Source organism: Microbacterium aquilitoris (assembly GCF_031932285.1).
GTDB lineage: Bacteria > Actinomycetota > Actinomycetes > Actinomycetales > Microbacteriaceae > Microbacterium > Microbacterium aquilitoris.
In genome coordinates, this window is sequence record NZ_JAUZVT010000001.1 from 829,308 (window position 1) to 850,207 (window position 20,900).

Sequence of the window (20,900 nt, forward strand, 5' to 3'; positions counted from 1 at the left end):
TCAGCCCGCGTTGCGGCGGGCTTCCCAGCCGCTCTGCACCATCTCGTCGAGGGTGTAGCGCATCTGCCAGTCCAGGTCGCGGGCGGCGAGCTCGCCGATGGCGACGATGCGGTCGGGGTCGCCGGCGCGGCGGGGGGCGATCTCGGGTGTGAAGTCGATGCCGGTGACGCGGGCGACGGCATCCATGATCTCGCGGACCGACAGACCGTTCTGCGACCCCAGGTTGTAGGCCGGCTCGACCGGCTCGCCGGCGCTCAGGCGCTGAGCGGCGACGACGTGCGCTGCGGCGATGTCCGACACGTGGACGTAGTCGCGGACGTTCGTGCCGTCGGGGGTGTCGTAGTCGTCGCCGTTGATGCGCGGCGTCTTCCCCTCGATGAGCATCTCGAACACGATCGGGAACAGGTTGTGCGGGCTCATGTCGTACACGGACGGGTCTCCCGAGCCGACGACGTTGAAGTACCGCAGCGCCGTGTGGCGCAGGGGCGAATCGGACGCCGCCGTGGCGACGCCCTGCGCGGCGAGGAGCCACTCGCCGATGAGCTTCGACTCCCCGTAGGGCGAGGCGGGACGCTTGGGCAGATCCTCGGTCACGAGCGCCACGTCGGGGGTGCCGTACACGGCGGCGCTGGAGGAGAAGACGATGTTCGAGACACCGGCATCCGCCATCGCCGCGAGGACGACACGCGTGCCCTCGACGTTCTGCTCGTAGGTGTGGAGGGGGCGCTGCACCGAGACACCCGCGTACTTGAAGCCGGCGACGTGGATGACACCCTCGGCGCCGTGCTCGCGCAGGGTGTTCGCGACGAGCTCGCGGTCGAGGATCGTGCCCTGGACGAAGGGCACTCCCTCGGGGACGAACGAGGCGTCCCCGCTCGAGAGGTCGTCGAGGACGACCGGGTCGAGACCCGCCTCGGCGAGAGCGCGGACGATGTGCGCGCCGATGTACCCGGCGCCTCCGGTGACGAGCCAACTCATGATCCCGAGCCTACTGGCGCGGGACCGGCCGACCGGACGTCAGGAACCCAGCGCCGCGGGCCTCACGAACCCAGCGCTGCGGCGACGACCTTCCGAGCCTCCTCCTGCACCTGCGCGAGGTGCTCGGGGCCCTTCAGGCTCTCGGCGTAGAGCTTGTACACGTCCTCGGTGCCCGAGGGGCGCGCGGCGAACCAAGCGAACTCGGTCTGCACCTTGAGGCCGCCGATCGCGGCACCGTTGCCCGGTGCGTGCGACAGCTTCGCGGTCACCGGGTCGCCGGCGAGTTCGCGCGCCGACACGGCGTCGCCCGACAGCTTCGACAGCGCGGCCTTCTGCTCGGGAGAGGCGGGGGCGTCGACGCGCTGATAAGCGGATGCCCCGAACTCGGCCTCGAGCTCGGCGTAGCGCTGCGAGGGGGTCTTGCCCGTGACTGCGAGGATCTCGGCGGCGAGCAGGCACAGCAGGATGCCGTCCTTGTCGGTCGTCCAGACCGTGCCGTCCTTCCGGAGGAACGAGGCGCCGGCCGACTCCTCGCCGCCGAAGGCGACGGAGCCGTCGAGGAGCCCCGGGACGAACCACTTGAACCCGACGGGGACTTCAAGAAGGGTCCGACCGAGGGACGCGGCGACGCGGTCGATGATCATCGAGGAGACGAGGGTCTTGCCGATCGAGGCATCCTGCGGCCACCCCTCGCGGTGCGCGTACAGGTAGTCGATCGCGACGGCGAGGAAGTGGTTCGGGTTCATGAGGCCGGCGTCGGGCGTGACGATGCCGTGGCGGTCGGCGTCGGCGTCGTTGCCCGTCAGGATGTCGAACTCGTCGCGGCGGGCGACGAGGGAGGCCATCGCCGAGGGCGAGGACGGATCCATGCGGATCTTCTCGTCCCAGTCGAGCGTCATGAACTTCCACGTCGGGTCGACCTCGGGGTTCACGACCGTCAGGTCGAGGCCGTAGCGCTCGCCGATGAGGGCCCAGTACTCGACCGAGGCGCCGCCGAGCGGGTCGGCGCCGATCCGGACGCCCGCGCGGGCGATCGCCTCGACGTCGATGATCGAGGCGAGGTCGGCGACGTAGCCCTCGCGGAAGTCGTACTCGCCGAGGGTCGAGTCGTCGATGTCCGCGTGGCGGACCCGCTTGACGCCCTCGAGGCCCGCCTCGATGAGCTCGTTCGCGCGGTCGGCGATCCAGCCGGTCGCGTCGGTGTCGGCCGGGCCGCCGTGCGGCGGGTTGTACTTGAACCCGCCGTCGCGCGGCGGGTTGTGCGAGGGGGTGACGACGATGCCGTCGGCACGGCCGGCATCCGCCTCGTCCCGTCCCCGGTTGTAGGTGAGGATCGCGTGGCTGAGGGCCGGCGTCGGCACCCAGGAGTCGCGGCTGTCGACGCGCACGTCGACGCCGTTCGCGACGAGGACCTCGATCGCGGTGTGCTCCGCGGGCAGCGAGAGTCCGTGCGTGTCGCGACCGAGGAAGAGAGGACCGGAGATGCCCTGCGCGGCGCGGTAGTCGACGATGGCCTGCGTCGTGGCGAGGATGTGGACCTCGTTGAAGCTGCGCGACAGTGAGGAGCCGCGATGGCCGCTCGTGCCGAACGCGACCCGTTGGGCGGCGACGGCGGGGTCGGGCTTCAGGTCGTAGTACGCGTTGATCAGCGCGTCCACATCGATGAGATCAGAGGATTCGGCGGGCTGTCCTGCGCGGCTCATCCGCCCAGTCTGCCAGGGAACGCGGCGACGGCGCCTGCGTGTCGCGGATCCGCACCGGCTGCTCAGGCTGGCAGGCGTCCCGCGTCGGTCGTGATACCCGCGGCGTGCTCGGCCAGTTCGTCGAGCACGGTCCGGAGGGCCGGCGAGTCCGCCATCGTCCGCCGGTGGATCGCCGACACCTCGCGGATCGACTCGGGCGAGACGGTGGGGATCGCGACGAGGTCCGGCCCGAGCGGCGGGCGCCCCAGTCGCGGGACCAGTGCGACGGCGATGCCCGCGCGGGCGATCTCGAGGTGGTTCTCGAACTCCATCGACTCGTGCACGATCCTCGGCGCTCCACCCACGCCGTCGAACAGGCGGCGCAGCCACTGACGGCAGATGGTCGACTCGAACGTCGCGACCCACGGTTCGCCGCCGATCTCCTCGGGCCGCAGTTCGGCACGGGCCGCGAGCGGGTGGTCGCGGTGGAGGATCACGTCGGCGACGTCGGTGAACAGCGGAACCTCGACGAGGTGGTCGGGGATCGCGAGAGCCACATTCCCCCAGCGGTGCACGATGCCGAGGTCCCGCTGGCCCGACGCGACGAGGGCGACCGTCTCCCAGGGCTCACTCTCGCGCAGGGGGAGGCGCAGGTCGGGATGCCGCCGGCCGAGGTCCGCCAGCAGAGGCACCATGACGCCGCGCACGACCGTCGAGAAGGCCCCGATACGGATCTCGCCGGCGACCCGGTCGGGTTCACCGGCGCCGTGGAGGTCGGCGCGCACCCGCTCGAGGTCGGCGAGGATCGGCGTCGCCGAGACGACGAGACGCGTCGCGGACTCGGTGAGGACGACGCCGCGGCCGACGCGCTCGAGTAGCGGAACACCGGTGTCGCGTTCGAGCCGCTTGATCTGCTGCGAGACCGCCGACGGGGTGAAGCCGAGCGCCGCGGCCGCGGCGGCGACACTGCCCTCCGTCGCCACGGCGCGCAGCGAGATGACGGCCTCCAGATCGATCATGAAGCGATGCTACCGATTCTGGGCGCGGAATGATCGCTTGTCCTTCATGGATGCCGTGCGGTCGACTGGTCCTGTGACCCGCCGTGACATGCTCCTCGCCGCCCTCGTCGCCTCGCTGTGGGGGCTCAACTTCGTCGTCATCGACTGGGGGATGAGCGGCATCCCGCCCCTGCTGTTCGCCGCGATCCGGTTCGCCGTCGTCGCGCTCGCCGTCCTCGTGGTGCCGAGGCCCCGGACCGGGTGGCGCGTCATCATCGGCATCGGCCTGTTCATGAGCCTCGGCCAGTTCGCCCTGCTCTACACGTCGCTCGCCCTCGGGCTGAGCCCCGGGCTCGCTGCACTCCTCCTGCAGGCGCAGGCCGTCTTCACGATCGTGATCGCCGCGATCGCGCTGCGTGAGCGCCCCTCCGTCATGCAGGTCGTCGGCGTGGGTCTCGGCGTCGTCGGCCTCGCGATCGTGGCTCTCTTCCGCGGCGGCGACGCCCCCGTCCTCGCCGTCTGCCTCGCGCTCGCCGCTGCGCTGTCGTGGGCCGTCGGCAATGTCATCTCGCGACGCGCCGGCGTCGTCACCGGTGTCGGCCGCGGCGGCACGCTCTCGCTGACGGTCTGGTCGTCGCTCGTCGTGCCGATCCCCGCGCTCGCCCTGTCGTTCGTCATCGACGGGCCCGTCGCGATCGGTGCCGGGCTCGCTGCCATCGGCCCGCAGGCCGTGATCTCCACCCTCTACACGGCAGGTCTGTGCACCCTGTTCGCCTACGCGGTGTTCAACGGACTGCTCGGCCGCAACCCGTCGGCGGCCGTCGTGCCGTGGATCCTGCTCGCCCCCGTCGTCGCGATGGCCGCCGCCGCGCTGCTTCTGGGCGAGGCGCCGAGCGTCGGGGAGGTGGTGGGCGGAGCCCTGCTCGTCGCGGGCGTGCTGGTCAGCGGCATCCGTCGTCGCCAGGGTCAGCCGCGGGAGGTCGTGCCCATGGAGGTGCCCACTAGGCTGTCCGCGTGACATCCGAGCCCCTGGCCGCCCCCACCCGTCGCACGTACAGCTTCCTCGGCCCCGCCGGAACCTTCACCGAGGCCGCCCTCGCGCAGGTCCCCGAGGCCCGCGACCAGAACTGGCGTCCCGTCCGCAACGTCGGCGAAGCACTCGCTGACGTCATCGACGGGCGATCGGATGCCGCGATGATCGCCATCGAGAACTCGGTCGACGGCGGCGTCTCGACGACGCAGGACGCCCTCGCGACGGTTCCGGGCCTGCGGATCGTGGGGGAGTACCTCGTCCCCGTCGAGTTCGTGCTGGTCGCGAAGCCTGGCGTCCGGCTCGAGGACGTGTCGGTCATCGCCGCCCACCCGGTCGCCTACGCGCAGTGCCTCACGTGGCTGACGGGGACCCTTCCCGAGCACTCGCACATCCCGGCGGCCAGCAACGTCGCAGCGGCCGTCGGCGTCGTCGAGGGCACGATCACCGCGGATGCCGCGATCGCCCCTCCCGGCATCCTGAAGCTCCACGACCTCGAGCTGCTGGCCGACAAGATCGGCGACAACGCCCACGCCGTCACGCGGTTCGTGCTCGTGAGCCGCACCGCGCCGCCGCCCGCGCCGACCGGTGCCGACAAGACGTCGCTCATCGTCGAGCTGCCGGAGGACCACCCGGGTGCCCTGCTCGAGCTGCTCGAGCAGTTCGCGACGCGGGGGATCAACCTGTCGCTGCTCGCGTCGCGCCCCATCGGGGACGAGCTCGGTCGCTACCGATTCGTCATCGACGCCGACGGGCACATCGAGGACGAGCGCATGGCCGATGCCCTCCTCGGGCTCCGGCGCTTCTCGCCCCGCGTGCTGTACCTCGGCTCATATCCGCGCGCCGACCGCGCGATCGTCCGCTACCCCGAGCGGTACTCCGACGAGGTGTTCGTCGAGGCCCGCGACTGGCTGCGTGGCCTCGTCTCGGGCGAGCCCGGGGCCTGACCCCGCCCCGCCCGCGGCGAGAGGCTCAAGCGGCGAGGAGCTCCAGGGTCCGGATGCGGGACGGCGCGGCGTCCATCGGCTCGGCGTCGGTCGCACCGGCGACGGGCGACACCATGACCTCGTCGACGCCGTGGCGGGCGGCGAACTCGGCGAGGCGCGCACGCACGTCCTGGCCGGTTCCGACGAACCAGCGCGACATCATCGCGTCGAAGACGGGTGCGGCCAGGCCGTCGGATGCCTCAGCCGCTGCGGCCTGCTCGACGGTCTCGAGCGCCGTGAGCGGCTTGCCGCCGCGCAGGCGCGCCATCATGCGGGCCTGCGGCAGGGCCGCGGCGCGGGCCTGCTCGTCGGTGTCGGCGACGACGGCGTTGGCCGTGACGAAGGTCCGGGGCGCCGACAGCGTCTCGGACGGCTGGAACTGGCCCCGGTACAGGTCGAGCGCGCGCTCGAGCCCGTCGCCCGAGAAGTGGTTGGCGAAGACGTACGGCAGGCCCATCCCGGCCGCCAGCTGCGCGGAGTAGTCGCTCGATCCGAGCAGCCACACCTCGGGCGCGCTCGTCGAGGCGGGCGTCGCGTGCACGTCGTAGGTCCCGCCCGAGGTGAACCGCAGCGTCGCACCCTCGGACGAGACGAGCGAGCGGATGTCGGTGACGTGGTTCGGGAAGCGCTCGACGTCGCTCGTGGTGCCCGACTGGCGCAGCAGCTGCGTGATCACCGGGTCGGAGCCGGGCGCCCGTCCGATGCCGAGGTCGATGCGTCCCGGTGCGAGGGCTTCGAGCGCCGCGAACTGCTCGGCGACGACGAGTGGGGAGTGGTTGGGGAGCATGACGCCACCCGACCCGACCCGGATGCGGCGCGTGCGGGCAGCGGTCGCGGCGATGAGCACGGGCGGCGTCGTCGAGGCGACGGCCGGCATGTTGTGGTGCTCCGCGAACCAGTAGCGCTGATAGCCGAGGTCGTCGGCGCGCTGCGCCAGCGCGATCGAGGCGGTGATCGCCTGGCTGCTGGTCTGTCCCGTGCGGACGGGGACGAGGTCGAGAACGGAAAGGGCCGGGGTCGCAGTGCTCATATCGAGAACTGCAACCCCGGCCGGGGGCGGCGCATTCCGCGCCGCGGTGGACTCAGCGGGCGATCCGCACCGTCTTCGACGTGCGGCTCGACGATTCGTATCCGCCGAGGCTGCCGGTCACCCGCACCGAGATCGCGTCGCCGCGGTCGGCGGAGGTCACTCGGTAGGTCGCCGCCGTCGCCCCGCGGATTACCGTGCCGTCGTTCAGCCACTGGTACGAGAGCCGCGTGCCCTCGGTCCAGGTGCCGGTGCGCGCCGTCAGGGTCGCGCCGACCTTCGCGGCGCCGGTGATCGTCGGGGTCGCTGCCCGCAGAGCGCCCGCGGTGATCTTGACGGTCGCGGCCGACGTCTTCGCGGCCGTCGTGTAGCCGGTCAGCGTTCCCGTGACCCGCACCGAGATGCGAGCCCGCAGGTCGGATGCCGTCAGGCGGTGCGTCGCGGTGACGGCGCCCCTGATCGGCGCACCGTCCCGCATCCACTGGTACGAGAAGGCCGTGCCCTTCGTCCACGCGCCCGGCTTCGCGGAGAGGGTGGAGCCCACGGTCGTGGTGCCGCCGATGGTCGGGGTGCCGACCGTCAGGGTGACGGGTGCCACGGTGACGGTTCGGTCGACGCGGGCGCGGTTGCCGGCGGCATCCTCCACCGTGTAGCGGAGGGTGTACGTGCCGAGCTTCTTCGTGTCGACCGTGCCGCGGACCTTCAGCGAAGCCGTCAGGTCGCCGTCGACCTCGTCGCGCGCGGTCACGCCGGCGAGGGCGTCGAACGTCGATCCGAAGCGGACGGTGGTGGATGCCGGGGCGCTGATCACGGGCTTCACGTAGTCCTCGCGCAGGCCCGCCTCGCGGAAGTGCGTCGAGTGCATGCCGAACGAGTCCTTCAGGTGCGGCATCCAGCAGGCGTCGTTGTGACGTCCCTCGGGGTAGACGGCCCACGTGTGGGGCACGCCCTTGTCGGTGAGGATCGTGTTCATCGAGCGCGCGGCGTCGTCGAAGCGGTACTCGTCGAACTCGCACGCGTCGAAGTAGAAGTCGAACTTCTTCAGCTGCTTCGTGGTCATGTCGCCGGCCTGCTTCAGTGGGGTGGGCAGAGCCGAGCCGGAGTAGCTCAGCGAGCCGATGTGCGACGCGATGGAGGAGAACATCCCCGGGTTCGAGAGGCCGAGCGACCAGGCGCCGAAGCCACCCATCGAGACGCCGGTGAGGGCGCGGAAATCGCGGCCTTCGAGGGTGCGGTACTCCTTGTCGACGAGGGGCACCATCTCGGTGAGGAACATGCTGCGCCACGGCGTGCCGCCGTTCGGCTGGTCGGAGTACCAGAGCGATTCGCCGTCGGGCATGATGACGATCGATTCGGCGAGACCCTGCTTCCACAGTCCGTCGAGGACGTCGTCGATGTCGCGCGGCTCCCACTCGCGGCTGCCGCCGTTGATGCCGTGCAGCAGGTAGACGACCGGGTATTCGCGGTTCGGCTCGCTCAGGTAGGACGGGGGCAGGTAGGTCGCGAACTCGCGCGGCTGACCCTCGAGGTCGGAATCCACCGTCTCGCGGAAGAACCGGGAATCGTTGCCGGTCTCGCGGAGCGTGGTCCCGTCGATGTGGAGGAACTGCTGAGATGCCGGCTGGAAGGTGTACGGCTCGCCGTCACGCGTGCCCGTGATCGTCCGGTTGGTGTCGACGACGAGGGCGCCGTCCTCACCGGTGACGACCTCGACCTCGCTGTCGGTGAGGGTGAGGGAGCCCGACTCCTTCATCCAGTCGCGCAGCTCGCGGGCGCGCCGGTCCTTCGACCGGCCGTCGTGGAAGTAGCTCTTGTCGAGCGTCTTCAGGTACGCGTCGACATCGCCGGCCGCGAGAGCGGTCTTCTGTGCCTCGAGGACATCCGCCACGGCGGCCGACTGCGCGGCCGAGGCGCGGGGCCCGGTGATGCCGTAGACGTTCGCGCGGACGGCATCCTTCGAGTAGATCCCGACGGGTCCTTCGTACCAGCCGCCGCCGCCGTTCATGTCGTACAGGCGCACCGCGAGGGTGTTCTCGCCGCCGAAGTTCGGTGCGTCGGCCGGAACGGGGTAGAGACGCTTCTCGAACCACTGGCTGCTGGCAGCCGGCGGCATCGTGCCCGAGCCGCCGATGCGCTGTCCGTTGAGGAAGGCTTCGTCGACGTCGTCGAGGAACCCGAGCGAGGCGACGAGGTTCGTCCCCGAGGCGTCCGCGGGGAGGGTGAAGTCGAGCCGGTACCAGGCGAAGCCGTCGTAGTCGTCGAAGGGCGTGCCGTCGCCGGGGACGGTGATGTTTTGCCAGGCCGCGTCGTCGAACTCCGGCGACGCGTAGGACGGGTCGTCCCCCTTCGCGAACTTCCAGGTGCCGGCGAGGTCGAGCGAGACGGTCGAACCGGCGGAGGCGGGAGCATCGCTGGCTGCCGCGACGGCGGTCGCCACCGGCGTCGCCGCCGAAGCGGGAACGGCGATGCAGAGGGATGCCGCGACCGCGGCCACTGCGGTGACGGCGGCCAGGCGCCGCCGCGGAACGTGAGAATGCACGGACTCCTACTTCCTTGTGGGATGCCGGGCGTCTCTGCCCGGCTGTGACTGTGCACGTTCACGGAATCAACGATGGGAATGCTGTGAACGTGCACACAGAGAGTCGCACCGTCACGTCGGCGATGTCAACGCGATGCGCGCCTCATGCGCATACGTGCACGCCGGTCAGGCTGAGTCGCGCCAGACCACGGGGCAGTCGAGGACACGCCCGCCGTTGCCGGGGTCCTCGCCGCGGAGCTGACGGAGGACGGATTCCGCCGCGGCGCGTCCGAGCTCGTCAGCCGGCTGATGCACGGTGGACAGCGGGGGATCGCAGCGCAACGCCCACGAGCTGTCGTCGAACCCGACGATGCCGACGTCGTCGGGGATGACGCGACCGGCGGCCTGTAGGACGTCCATCGCGCCCGCGGCGACGGCGTCGCTCGAGGCGAAGACGCCGTCGATGTCGGGTGCACGTTCGAGCAGCGCACGCATGCCCGCCTGTCCGTCCGAGTACGAGTACAGCGGCACCGGCTCCACGAGCTGCGGGTCGAAGCGGCTGCCGAGGGCGTCGACGAAACCCGCCAGGCGGTCGGAACCCGAGTCGCGGTCGAGGGCCGACGCGATCATCCCGATCCGCGAACGACCGGTGTCCATCAGTCGGCGCGTGATCTCGCGTGCCGCGCCCCGGTTGTCGATGGCCACGTAGGCCGCGTCGCCGATGTCGCGCGGGTGGCCGACGAATGCGGCGGGCAGGCCCAGGTCGGCGATCGCCCGTGTGATCGGGTCGCCGACGCGCGCCGAGACGATGATGACGCCGTCGATCAGTCCGCCGCTCAGATAGCGCGCGAGTCGCTCGATGTCGCGGGTGGTGTCGGCGATCATGAACGACAGCTGGTAGTCGGCCTCCGACAGCGCCGCGTTCGCGCCGAGCAGGATCGAGCCGATGTTGGGGTCTTCGACGAAGAGTGAGTGCGGCTCGTGGACGATCAGTCCGATGGCCTGCGAGCTCTGCATGACGAGGCTGCGCGCGGCCCGGTTGGGGACGAATCCGACCTTCGCGATCGCGGCTTCGATGGCCTCGCGCGCCTCGTCCGAGACGTACGGCTGTCCGTTGAGAACCCGGCTGACGGTCCCTCGGGAGACACCCGCCTCGTTGGCGACGTCCTTCACGGTCGCACGCCGACGTCGGCCGATGACATCCGTGCGGTCGCTGCTCACACGTTCATCGTATGTGCACGCACACACGGCTCACACGCACCGCCGCGCCGCCCGCCGAGGGTACGGATGCCCGTGATCCCCGGGATTCCCGGGAACCCAGGCGCCCTGCGGGGTCGTGTTGACATCCGAATCGCGTCTGCCTACTCTGTACACGTTCACAGAGCCTCAACGCGGAGGAACACCGTGCAGACCTGTGCACGTTCACAGGATCTGAGGAGAACATGTCGGCCCCCGCCCGCCCCTTCGCGCACGACGGCATCGCGTTCGGTTGTGACTACAACCCCGAACAGTGGACGCCGGACGTCTGGGACGAGGACATCGCGCTGATGCGCGAAGCCGGTGTCGACTTGGTCGCCATCAACATCTTCGGCTGGGCGCACATCGAGCCGCGCGCCGGCGAGCACGACTTCGCCCGTCTCGACGACATCATCGGGCGCCTCCACGCCGCCGGCATCCGGATCAACCTCGGCACCGGCACCGCTTCCACCCCCGCATGGCTGACGACCGCCCACCCCGAGATCCTGCCCGTCGTCGAGGACGGGACGCGCCGCTACCCCGGTGGACGCCAGGCGTGGTGCCCGAGCTCGCCCGTCTACCGCGAGGCCGCCCTCGCCCTCGTCGACGCCGTCGCGGCGCGCTACGGATCGCACCCGGCCGTCGCGCTCTGGCACGTGTCGAACGAGCTCGGCTGCCACAACGCGCTCTGCCACTGCGACGAGAGCGCCGCGGCCTTCCGCGAGTGGTTGCAGGCGCGCTACGGCACGGTCGCCGAGGTCAACCGCGCATGGGGGACCGCGTTCTGGAGCCAGACCTACTACGAGTGGGACGAGATCCTCACCCCGAAGGCAACGCTCTCCAGCCGCAACCCCGGCCAGGTCCTCGACTACCACCGTTTCAGCAGCGACGCCCTCCTGGCTCACTACCGCGCCGAGGCCGACGCCATCCGTGCGCACAGCGATGTCGCGATCACGACGAACTTCATGGTCACCGCGCACATCGAGAACCTCGACTACTGGTCGTGGGCGGCCGAGATGGACATCATCGCGAACGACCACTACCTCGACCATCGCCTCGGCGACCCCCGGTCCGAGCTCGCCTTCGCCGCCGATCTCTCCCGCGGTCTCGCGCAGGGGTCGCCGTGGCTCCTCATGGAGCACTCGACCGGCGCCGTCAACTGGCAGCCGCTCAACAAGCCCAAGGCTCCGGGCGAGATGATCCGCAACTCCCTCACCCACGTCGCACGCGGCGCCGACGGGGTCTGCTTCTTCCAGTGGCGTGCCTCGGTGCAGGGCAGCGAGAAGTTCCACTCCGCGATGCTTCCCCACGCCGGCACCGACTCCGCCGTCTGGCGCGAGGTCGTCGAACTCGGCGGCATTGTCGAGCGCCTCGGCGAGGTCGCCGGCTCCCGCGTCGTGTCCGACGTCGCCTTCCTCTTCTCGTGGGAGTCCTGGTGGGCGACCCAGAGCGAGACCCGCCCGAGCCAGGCGTTCGGCTACCTCGACCAGGTGCACGCGGCGCACCGCGCCCTCCACGCGAACGGGCTCACCGTCGACGTGGTGGCCCCCGGAGCCGACCTGTCGGACTACCGCTTCGTCGTCGTCCCGGGCCTTCACCTCATGACCGAAGCGGATGCCGCGGTCCTCACCTCGTGGATCGCCGACGGCGGCACCGCACTCATCACCTTCTCGACGGCGATCGTCGACGAGAACGACCGCGTCTACACCGGCGGCTACGCCGGACCCCTCCGCGAGGCGATCGGCCTCCACATCGAGGAGTTCGCCCCCGTCGCCCCGGAAGCGGCGCTGACCCTGAGCGACGGGTCGACCGCGCGGCTGTGGTCCGAGCGGTCCCGCACCACCACCGCCGAGGTCCAGGCATCCTTCACCGACGGTCCCGCCGCCGGAATGCCGGCGCTCACCCGCAACGCCTCGGGTGAGGGTGCGGCCTGGTACCTCGCGACTCTTCCCAGCGAAGCCGACTACCGTGACCTCGTCGCGCGCCTCGCCGACGAGGCCGGAGTCGCTCCTGCCGCCGTCGTCGAGCCCCGTACGCGCGATCTCGAGATCGTCCGCCGACGCGGCGAGCTCGCGTCCTATCTCTTCGTGATCAATCACGGCGAGACCGACGTCCACGTCGACTCCGACGGTGTGGACCTCGTGACCGGCACGTCCGTCGCCGGTCGCGCCATCGTGCCCGCCGGCGCGGTGCGCATCATCAGAGAGGAGGCGGCCGTATGACCGCCACGGAAGTCCTCGTGACGCGTTCGACGGCGAAGCCGCCGCGCGCGAAGCGGATCCCGCGGGCCAAGACCCCGCACAAGGGGGCGATCGCGGTCTTCCTGGGACCGTTCGGCATCCTCTTCGCCCTCTTCTACCTGCTGCCGATCGGCTACGCCATCTGGCAGTCGCTACTGGTCGTCCAGCGCGACGGTCTCTACGGCGAGCCCACCGAGGTGTTCGGCGGACTGACGCAGTACATCCAGGTGTTCCAGAACGCGCCGTTCTGGGAGTCGGTCGGCCGGGTGCTGCTGTTCGGCGTCGTGCAGGTGCCGGTCATGCTCGGCCTCGCGCTGCTGTTCGCGCTGCTGCTGGACTCGCCGGTCCTCAAGGGCAAGCGGTTCTTCCGTCTCGCCTTCTTCGCCCCCTACGCCGTTCCCGGCGTCATCGCGGCGATCATGTGGGGCTTCCTGTACTCGCCGAACCTGTCGCCGTTCACCGGCCTCACGAACTCGGTCGACTTCCTCTCGCCCGACATGGTGCTGTGGTCGATCGCCAACGTCGTGACGTGGGTCTTCGTGGGCTACAACATGCTCATCATCTACTCGGCCCTGCTCGCGATCCCCGCCGAGGTCTACGAGGCCGCGCGCCTCGACGGTGCCGGGCAGGTCCGCATCGCCTGGTCGATCAAGATCCCCATGGTGGCGCCCGCTATCATCCTCACGGCCGTGTTCTCGATCATCGGAACGCTGCAGCTGCTCGCCGAACCTCAGGTGTTCCGTTCGTTCAGCACGGCGGTCTCCTCCACCTTCACGCCGAACATGACGATCTACGCGACCAGCTCGGTGCCGAACCCGTACCTCGCGGCGGCCTTCTCGGTCGTGCTGGCCCTCGCCACGTGCGTCCTGTCGTTCGCGTTCTTGAAGCTCACCCAGCGGAAGGCCGAGCAATGAGCCTCCTCACCCGTACCAACGGCGCCCTGGCGACAGACCTGCCGAAGAGCCGGGGTCCGCGGGAGTCGATCCTCTCGCGCGGCGCGGCCCTGCTCATCATGGGCATCTTCACGCTCTACTTCCTCGTGCCCATCTGGTGGCTGTTCATCGCCTCCTCGAAGGACCGCGGTCAGCTGCTGACGACCAACCCCCTGTGGTTCGCCGACTGGAACCTGTTCGCCAACATCGGCGACCTGATCTCCTACAACAACGGCATCTACTTCCGCTGGCTGCTCAACAGCCTGGGGTACGCGGGTCTCGGCGCTCTGCTGGCGACCGTGTTCGCCGGCATGGCGGGATACGCCCTCGGCAAGTACCGGTTCCGTGGTCGTGAGGCGTTCTTCAACATCGTCCTCGGTGGCGTCCTCGTCCCGGCGACCGCGCTCGCGCTGCCGCTGTTCCTGCTGTTCAGCCAGGTGAATCTGACCAACACGTTCTGGGCGGTCCTCCTGCCGAGCATCGTGAGTCCCTTCGGCGTCTACCTCGCGCGCATCTACGCCTCGTCGTCGGTGCCCGACGAGCTCATCGAGGCCGCGCGCCTCGACGGTTCGGGTGAGGTCCGCACGTTCTTCACGGTTTCGACGCGGCTCATGGCGCCGGCTCTCGTGACGGTGTTCCTCTTCCAGTTCGTGTCCATCTGGAACAACTTCTTCCTGCCGCTGATCATGCTCCGCAGCCAGGACCTGTTCCCGGTCACCTACGGGCTTTACACGTGGAACACGCAGCTCAACCAGATCCCCGAGCTGCGCACCTACGTCCTGGTCGGCGCCTTCCTGTCGATCGTGCCGCTCATCATCGCTTTCCTCTTGCTTCAGCGCTTCTGGCGCAACGGACTCGGCACCGGTTCCGTGAAGTGAGCTCCTGCCGCGGGCGGACCCCTCGGCATCCCTGCAGTACCACCACCTGTCACCCGATCAACGATCAGATTGGAAATCCCATGCAGCACACCAAGAAGGCAGTCGTCGCCGGCGTCGCACTGCTCACTGCGTTCACCCTTGCCGGCTGCGCCGGCGGCAACGGTGGCGGCAGCGGCGACGGGGCAGCAGACCCTGCCGCGTGCGCCCCCTCCGACGGCAAGGTGACCCTCGACTTCACGTCGTGGATCCCGGGCATCGAGGACGCCGCGAAGATGTGGAACGACGAGAACCCCGACATCCAGGTCAAGGTCCAGACGGGCCCCAACGGCAACTCCGGCACGTACGCGAGCTTCTTCAGCCAGCTCGAGGCAGGTAACGCCCCCGACCTCGGCCAGATCGAGTACGACGCGCTGTCGAGCTTCCGCGTGCAGGACGGTCTCGAGGACCTGTCCGCGTGCGAGGACGTCGTCGCCGCGAAGGACGAGTTCATCCCGTGGACCTGGAACCAGGTCACCCTCGGCTCCGACGGCGTCTACGGCATCCCACAGGACTCGGGCCCCATGGCGCTGTTCTACCGCTCGGACCTGTTCGAGCAGAACAACATCGCCGTTCCGACGACGTGGGATGAGTACAAGGAAGCCGCCAAGGAGGTCCGCAAGACCGGTGGTTACATCACCAACTTCTCGACCGCCGACATCAACCAGTTCGCCGGCCTCGTTTGGCAGACCGGTGGCGACTGGTTCGCCAACGACGGCCAGGAGTGGAAGGTGAACCTGACGGGCGACGAGTCCAAGAAGGTTGCCGACTACTGGCAGGACCTGATCGACGAGGACCTCGTGTCCACCTACCCGGCCTGGACCGAGGAGTGGAACAACGCCTACAACTCGGGCAAGGTATGGAGCTGGAACTCGGCCGTGTGGGGCGCCAACTCCATCTCGTCCGGTGCTCCTGACACCGCCGGCAAGTGGTCGGTCGCTCCCTCTCCGCAGTGGGCTGCAGGCGAGAAGGCCTCCGGTAACTGGGGCGGTTCGTCCGTCGCCGTCTTCAAGGGCACCGAGCACCCGTACGAGGCTGCGAAGTTCGCGCTGTGGCTGAACACGTCCGAAGAGGCGCTCACGGCTCTCAACAAGTCGGCGAACATCTACCCCGCCACCACCGAGGGTCTGAAGCTCCCCTCGCTGCAGGAGGGTGTGGAGTTCTACGGCGGACAGAAGATCTACGACGTCTTCGCCCAGGCTGCCTCCGAGGTCAACCCCGACTTCGTGTGGGGCCCGACCATGACGCAGACGTACGCCGACGTGTCCGACGGCTTCCAGAAGGCCGCCAGCGGCCAGGGAACGCTGCTCGAGGCGCTCGAGTCCGCGCAGACCAAGACGGTCGACGCCCTCAAGGCGCAGTCCATCCCCGTCTCCGAGTGATCACTCCCTGACACCCGTCATTCACTGACACCACGCATCCGCGCCGCGGGTCGGGCCTCCGGGCTCCGATCCGCGGCGCGGTCGTGTGTGCGAGGGATCACTCCTGTCGCGAGACCTGCTTGACCTTCTCGTAGGCGGCGAGCGCGTTCTGCCGCGTCGCCTTCAGATCGACCATCGGCATGGGCGGCTGGCCGTCGGCATCCGTGTACTCGGGGGCCCACCGCCCGATGTACTCGCGGGTCTTGTCGAACTTGTCGGCCTGCAGTTCGGGGTTGAAGACGCGGAAGTACGGTGCGGCGTCCGCGCCGGAGCCGGCGACCCACTGCCAGTTGAACGTGTTGCTCGCCCCGTCGGCGTCGACGAGGCAGTCCCAGAACCACTCCTCGCCGCGGCGCCAGTCGATCATCAGGTTCTTGATGAGGAAGGATGCCGTGATCATCCGCACGCGGTTGTGCATGTAGCCGGTCTCCCAGAGCTCCCGCATGCCGGCATCCACCATCGCGTACCCCGTCTGCCCCTTCTGCCAGGCACGGAGGGCGGTCGGCTTGAGACGCGGCCAGGGGAAGGCGTCGAACTCCGGCCGCAGGTTCTTCGTCGCGAGATCGGGGAAGTGGTACAGCGTGTGCCAGGCGAACTCGCGCCACCCGATCTCGGAGAGGAAGCCCGAGGCGCCCGGGGTCTCGACGGCGGCGTGCCACACCGTGTGCGGGCTCAGCTCGCCCCAGCGCAGCCGCGGCGACAGCAGCGAGGTCGCTCCCGCCGAGGGACGGTCCCTCGCGTCGTCATAGTGGCCCAGGTCCTCGTCGAGGAACTCCCTCAGCCGCGCCTGCGCCGCGGGTTCGCCCGGCTCCCACGTGTCGCGAAGGCCCTGCGCCCAGTCGGGCTCGGTCGGCAACAGGTCCCAGTCGTCCAGGTCGTCCGAGGCGGGATACCGCGACGGTCCCGGCACCTCGCGCGGCTCCGGCAGCGGAGCGCGAGGCGCCGGCTGCGCGAGGCACGCGCGCCAGAACGGGCTGTAGACCGAGAAGTGCTTCCCCGCTCCGGTGGTGATGGTCCACGGCTCGAAGAGGAGGGATGCCGCGAACGACGCGACCTCCACGTCACCCTCCCGCAGGTCCGACTTGAGAGCCGCGTCGATCTCGCGCTCGGGTCCGCCGTAGCGGCGGTTCCAGAAGACCGCCCCCGCGCCGGCATCCTCCACCGCCTCGCGGACGACCCGGTGAGCCGGGCCGCGGCGGAGGATGAGGCGGGAGCCGCGCTCGGCGAGACGCTCGGCGAGGGAGGCGAGGGAATGGTGCAGCCACCAGCGTGCCGCGCCGCCGAGCGGACGGATGCCGTCGCTCTCCTCATCGAGCACGTAGAGCCCGATCACCGGCTCGCCCCTGTCGAGGGCGGCACGGAGGGCCGGGTGATCGGCGAGGCGGAGGTCGTCGCGGAACCAGACGATCGAAGGGGACGGCATCCCCTCATCCTGGCGGTCGGCGCCGGGCGATGCCGCCCCTTGCAATCCGGCGCCGGATCGCTCAGGGGGCCGGCTCAGACGGCGTCGACCGAGTGCCCGCGGGGGATGGCGAGGGTCAGCCCGCCGGCCACGACGCGCACCGCGATCCGCGTCGCCTCGCCGAATTCGTCGCCGTCGAGCTGCACGGGGTGCGCTTCTTCGGCGGCGAGGTCGATGCCCTTGCCACGCGAATACCGGACGGAATTGTCGGCCGTCCGGACGGCGAGGATCTTGCGTCCGGCGCGGAACTTCCGCAGCACGCTGTTGTCCCACGCGAGGCGTCGCCAGACCAGCAGCCACCCCAGGGCCGTTCGCGGCTGCAGGATGGCGACGTCGAGCTCGCCGTCGGTGATGGATGCCTCGGGGATGAGCTCGAGCCCCGCCTGAAGCGAGCCGCAGTTGGCGAACAGGACGCTCTGCACGTCCGCGCGGTGGATGCGGTGACCCGGCACCTGGTAGACGACGGGGAACGGCTTGGCCTGCGCGATGGAGCGGGCCGCGCCGTCGACGTAGGCCACCCAGCCGACCTTCTTCTTGAGGTCGCTGTTCGTGTTCGCGATCATGGCGGCGTCGAGCCCCATGCCGCCCATCACGACGAACGCGTGCTCGGTGGTCTCGCCCTCGGGCCGCCGCAGCTGAGCGAGACCCACGTCGATCGCGAGGGTGTCGCCGTCGAAGGTCGCGGCGATCATGGCCGACGGGTCGGTGAGGGGGAGTCGCAGGTTGCGGGCGAGGAGGTTGCCGGTGCCGCTCGGGACGATCGTGAGGGGCACGCTCGAGCCGGTCATGGCCTCGCTGACGGCGCGGACGGTGCCGTCGCCTCCGGCGACCAGGACCGCGTCGACTCCTTCCGAGAGAGCCTGACGTGCGACGTCGTCGCCGAGGTCGTCGACCGTGGTCTCGTAGAAGAGGGGCTCGGACCAGCCGGCATCCTTCGCCGCCTGCGCCACCTGCTCACGGAGCTGATCACCGTCGACCTTGATCGGGTTGTAGACCAGCGCCGCCTTGGGGCTCGGGCGGCCGTCGACATCGGGCATCGGCTCGGTCGACCCGCTCCGGTCGACGCGACGCGCCTCTCCGGTGTCGCCGTCCTGTGTGTCGGGTGCGACGTCGTCGGGCTCGCGGATCACGCCGTCGGGTTCGGCCGCGGTCGCCGGATCGTGCGCGTCGTCGGAGCGGTGCGTCGTGCCGGGGTCGGTCGCCATGCGTACAGGATAGGGCCCCGCATCCGTCTGGCAGGGCCCCCTTGCGCTCGCGCGTTCCCCGCACCAGGGCTGGGCCCGCAGAGGCCGCGACTAGACTCGTCGGGTGATCGATCTCGCCCTCCTCCGTGACGCCCCTGACCTCGTGAAGCGCTCGCAGGAAGCCCGCGGCGAGTCGCCTGACACCGTCGACGACGCCCTCGCCGCCGACAAGGAGCGCCGCACGGCGATCACCACCTTCGAGGAACTCCGCGCCGAGCAGAACGCGCACGGCAAGCGTGTCGCGAAGGCGCCGAAGGACGAGAAGGCCGCACTGGTCGCCGAGGCTAAGGACCTCAGCGAGCGGGTGAAGGCCGCGCAGCAGGCCGTGACCGTGGCAGAGGATGCCGCATCCGCCGCGCTCGCGCGCATCGAGAACATCGTCATCGACGGCGTCCCGGCCGGTGGTGAGGACGACTTCGTCACCCTCCGCACGCACGGCGAGCCGGTCTCCTTCGACTTCGAGCCGCGCGACCACCTCGCCCTCGGCGAGATGCTCGGCGCGATCGACACCGAGCGCGGTGCGAAGGTGTCGGGTGCGCGCTTCGCCTTCCTCACCGGCGTCGGCGCGCGCCTCGAGCTCGCGATCATGAACCTCGGGATGCAGCGGGCCCTCGACGCCGGCTTCATCCCGGTCATCCCGCCGACCCTGGTCCGCGCCGAGGTCATGCGCGGCACCGGGTTCCTCGGTCAGCACGCCGACGAGGTCTATCGACTCGACGACGACGACCTCTACCTCGTCGGCACGAGCGAGGTGCCCCTCGCCGGGTACCACATGGACGAGATCCTCGACCTCGAGCGCGGCGCGAAGCGCTACGCGGGCTGGTCGACCTGCTACCGGCGCGAGGCCGGGTCGTACGGCAAGGACACCCGCGGCATCATCCGGCTGCACCAGTTCAACAAGCTCGAGATGTTCGTCTACACGACGCCCGAGGATGCCGAGGCGGAGCACCTGCGCCTCGTCGAGATGCAGGAGCGGATGCTGCAGGACCTCGGCCTCTCGTACCGGGTCATCGACGTCGCCGCCGGCGATCTGGGCTCGTCCGCCGCCCGCAAGTACGACGTGGAGGCGTGGGTCCCGACCCAGGGCGCGTACCGCGAGCTCACGTCGACGTCGAACTGCACGACGTATCAGGCCCGTCGCCTCGACATCCGTCACCGTCCGGAGGGCGGTCGCACCGCTCCCGTCGCGACGCTGAACGGCACGCTCGCCACGACCCGCTGGATCGTCGCGCTGCTCGAGACGCACCAGCGCGAAGACGGCTCGGTCGTCATCCCCGAGGTCCTCCGCCCGTACCTGGGCGGCCTCGAGGTGGCGGAGCCGATCGCGTGACGCTGTCTGCAGACGAGGCGGCCGAGGTCGTCGAGGAGATCGCGACGGATGCCGCCGAGCCCCCGCGCGAGCGGTTGCTCATCGCCCTCGACGTCGACGGCACGATCCTGCTCGAGGACGAGACCTACAGCCCCGGCGTCGTCGACGCGATCGCCGATGCGCAGAGCGCCGGGCACGAGGTCATGCTCGCGACGGGGAGATCGTGGGAGAGCACGGGCAGGATCATCAAGCGCCTGGCGATCACGCCCGAGTACGTCGTCTGCTCCAACGGTGCGGTGATCCTGAAGCGCACGGGGCCCATCGACTCACCCGTGTACGACCGGTTCCACACAGAGCAGTTCGATGCCACCGAGGTGCTCACGCTTCTGCGCGATCACCTGCCGACGGCGCGCTACATGGTCGAGCTTCCCAGCGGTCGCCGCCTGTTCACGCACCACATGGATGACTGGAACCTCGCGAACGCCGACCGGGTGAGCTTCGAGGAGCTCTCGGCCGACCCCGTCTCGCGTGTCGTCGTCGTTTCGGAGCAGGACACCGATGAGGACTTCGTCGAGTTGGTCGCGCGCATCGGCCTCAACAAGGTCTCATATGCCGTCGGCTGGTCGGCCTGGCTCGACATCGCCCCGCAGGGCGTCGACAAGGCGACCGGGCTCGAGCTCGTCCGCGGCTGGCTGGGCATCGAGCCGCAGAACGTCGTCGTCATCGGCGACGGACGCAACGACATCGGCATGTTCCGGTGGGCGCGGGCCCATGGCGGACGCGCGATCGCGATGGGCCAAGGCCCCGAAGAGGTGCTGTCCGAGGCGTCGGAGCTCACGGCATCCGTCACCGAGGGCGGCGTCACGGCGGTGCTGAAGGCCCTCTGACCTGGCCGTTCAGGCGTCCCCCAGGCGTTCCCGCGA

The 20,900-nt window shown here is 70.0% G+C and carries 16 protein-coding genes; 8 read left to right on the forward strand and 8 right to left on the reverse strand.

All coding sequences use genetic code 11. From position 1 onward, the window contains the following. The 3 genes from galE to Q9S78_RS03990 all read right to left on the reverse strand — a co-directional run bounded on the left by galE (position 1) and on the right by Q9S78_RS03990 (position 3,679). Positions 1-978: a UDP-glucose 4-epimerase GalE gene (gene galE, locus Q9S78_RS03980; RefSeq protein ID WP_311868976.1), complete on the reverse strand. Its 978-nt coding sequence runs from the start codon at positions 976-978 to the stop codon at positions 1-3. A gap of 62 nt (positions 979-1,040) precedes the next feature. Next, entirely contained in the window at positions 1,041-2,681 is a 1,641-nt protein-coding gene (pgm, locus tag Q9S78_RS03985) for a phosphoglucomutase (alpha-D-glucose-1,6-bisphosphate-dependent) (RefSeq protein WP_116228071.1), read from the reverse strand. Positions 2,682-2,743: 62 nt separating this feature from the next. Beyond that, entirely contained in the window at positions 2,744-3,679 is a 936-nt protein-coding gene (locus tag Q9S78_RS03990; RefSeq protein WP_311868977.1) for a LysR family transcriptional regulator, read from the reverse strand. 73 nt (positions 3,680-3,752) lie between these two features. Between Q9S78_RS03990 and Q9S78_RS03995 the strand changes: the two genes are divergently transcribed. Together Q9S78_RS03995 and pheA are read left to right on the forward strand one after the other, a co-directional pair. Further along, positions 3,753-4,676: an EamA family transporter gene (locus Q9S78_RS03995; protein ID WP_311868979.1), complete on the forward strand. Its 924-nt coding sequence runs from the start codon at positions 3,753-3,755 to the stop codon at positions 4,674-4,676. After that, positions 4,673-5,635, forward strand: a complete 963-nt coding sequence (gene pheA, locus Q9S78_RS04000; RefSeq protein ID WP_311868981.1) for a prephenate dehydratase — start codon at positions 4,673-4,675, stop codon at positions 5,633-5,635. Before Q9S78_RS03995 ends, pheA begins: the two co-directional genes overlap by 4 nt. Positions 5,636-5,660: 25 nt before the next feature. On the opposite strand, the gene Q9S78_RS04005 is transcribed toward pheA, so the two are convergent. From Q9S78_RS04005 to Q9S78_RS04015, 3 genes are all read right to left on the reverse strand, one after another. After that, entirely contained in the window at positions 5,661-6,704 is a 1,044-nt protein-coding gene (locus tag Q9S78_RS04005; RefSeq protein WP_116228073.1) for an LLM class flavin-dependent oxidoreductase, read from the reverse strand. A 52-nt stretch (positions 6,705-6,756) separates the two neighbouring features. Then, positions 6,757-9,240, reverse strand: a complete 2,484-nt coding sequence (locus Q9S78_RS04010) for an alpha/beta hydrolase-fold protein (protein WP_311868982.1) — start codon at positions 9,238-9,240, stop codon at positions 6,757-6,759. A 165-nt stretch (positions 9,241-9,405) separates the two neighbouring features. Next, positions 9,406-10,440, reverse strand: a complete 1,035-nt coding sequence (locus Q9S78_RS04015; protein WP_018185590.1) for a LacI family DNA-binding transcriptional regulator — start codon at positions 10,438-10,440, stop codon at positions 9,406-9,408. Positions 10,441-10,661: 221 nt separating this feature from the next. Between Q9S78_RS04015 and Q9S78_RS04020 the strand changes: the two genes are divergently transcribed. The 4 genes from Q9S78_RS04020 (at position 10,662) to Q9S78_RS04035 (ending at position 15,923) form a co-directional block, all read left to right on the forward strand. Next, positions 10,662-12,677 carry a beta-galactosidase gene (locus tag Q9S78_RS04020; RefSeq protein WP_311868983.1) on the forward strand — a complete coding sequence of 672 codons (2,016 nt, stop codon included), beginning with the start codon at positions 10,662-10,664 and terminating at the stop codon, positions 12,675-12,677. Further along, entirely contained in the window at positions 12,674-13,609 is a 936-nt protein-coding gene (locus Q9S78_RS04025; RefSeq protein ID WP_311868984.1) for a carbohydrate ABC transporter permease, read from the forward strand. Before Q9S78_RS04020 ends, Q9S78_RS04025 begins: the two co-directional genes overlap by 4 nt. Continuing rightward, positions 13,606-14,505 (forward strand): carbohydrate ABC transporter permease, encoded by a 900-nt coding sequence (locus tag Q9S78_RS04030; RefSeq protein WP_018185587.1) that lies wholly within the window; start codon positions 13,606-13,608, stop codon positions 14,503-14,505. The genes Q9S78_RS04025 and Q9S78_RS04030 overlap by 4 nt, the downstream gene beginning before the upstream one ends. A gap of 80 nt (positions 14,506-14,585) precedes the next feature. Beyond that, on the forward strand, positions 14,586-15,923 hold the full coding sequence (locus Q9S78_RS04035) for an ABC transporter substrate-binding protein (RefSeq protein WP_311868985.1): 1,338 nt from the start codon (positions 14,586-14,588) through the stop codon (positions 15,921-15,923). A gap of 97 nt (positions 15,924-16,020) precedes the next feature. Here the strand turns inward: Q9S78_RS04035 and Q9S78_RS04040 are convergent, their stop codons facing one another. Both Q9S78_RS04040 and Q9S78_RS04045 read right to left on the reverse strand, forming a co-directional pair. Next, on the reverse strand, positions 16,021-17,385 hold the full coding sequence (locus Q9S78_RS04040; protein ID WP_311868986.1) for a cryptochrome/photolyase family protein: 1,365 nt from the start codon (positions 17,383-17,385) through the stop codon (positions 16,021-16,023). A gap of 74 nt (positions 17,386-17,459) precedes the next feature. After that, positions 17,460-18,629: a diacylglycerol/lipid kinase family protein gene (locus tag Q9S78_RS04045; protein ID WP_018185584.1), complete on the reverse strand. Its 1,170-nt coding sequence runs from the start codon at positions 18,627-18,629 to the stop codon at positions 17,460-17,462. A gap of 103 nt (positions 18,630-18,732) precedes the next feature. Between Q9S78_RS04045 and serS the strand changes: the two genes are divergently transcribed. Together serS and Q9S78_RS04055 are read left to right on the forward strand one after the other, a co-directional pair. Further along, positions 18,733-19,998 carry a serine--tRNA ligase gene (gene serS, locus Q9S78_RS04050; RefSeq protein WP_020097918.1) on the forward strand — a complete coding sequence of 422 codons (1,266 nt, stop codon included), beginning with the start codon at positions 18,733-18,735 and terminating at the stop codon, positions 19,996-19,998. Then, positions 19,995-20,864, forward strand: coding sequence for an HAD-IIB family hydrolase (locus Q9S78_RS04055; protein ID WP_311868987.1), 870 nt, complete (start codon positions 19,995-19,997; stop codon positions 20,862-20,864). The genes serS and Q9S78_RS04055 overlap by 4 nt, the downstream gene beginning before the upstream one ends. The last annotated feature ends 36 nt before the right edge of the window (positions 20,865-20,900 follow it).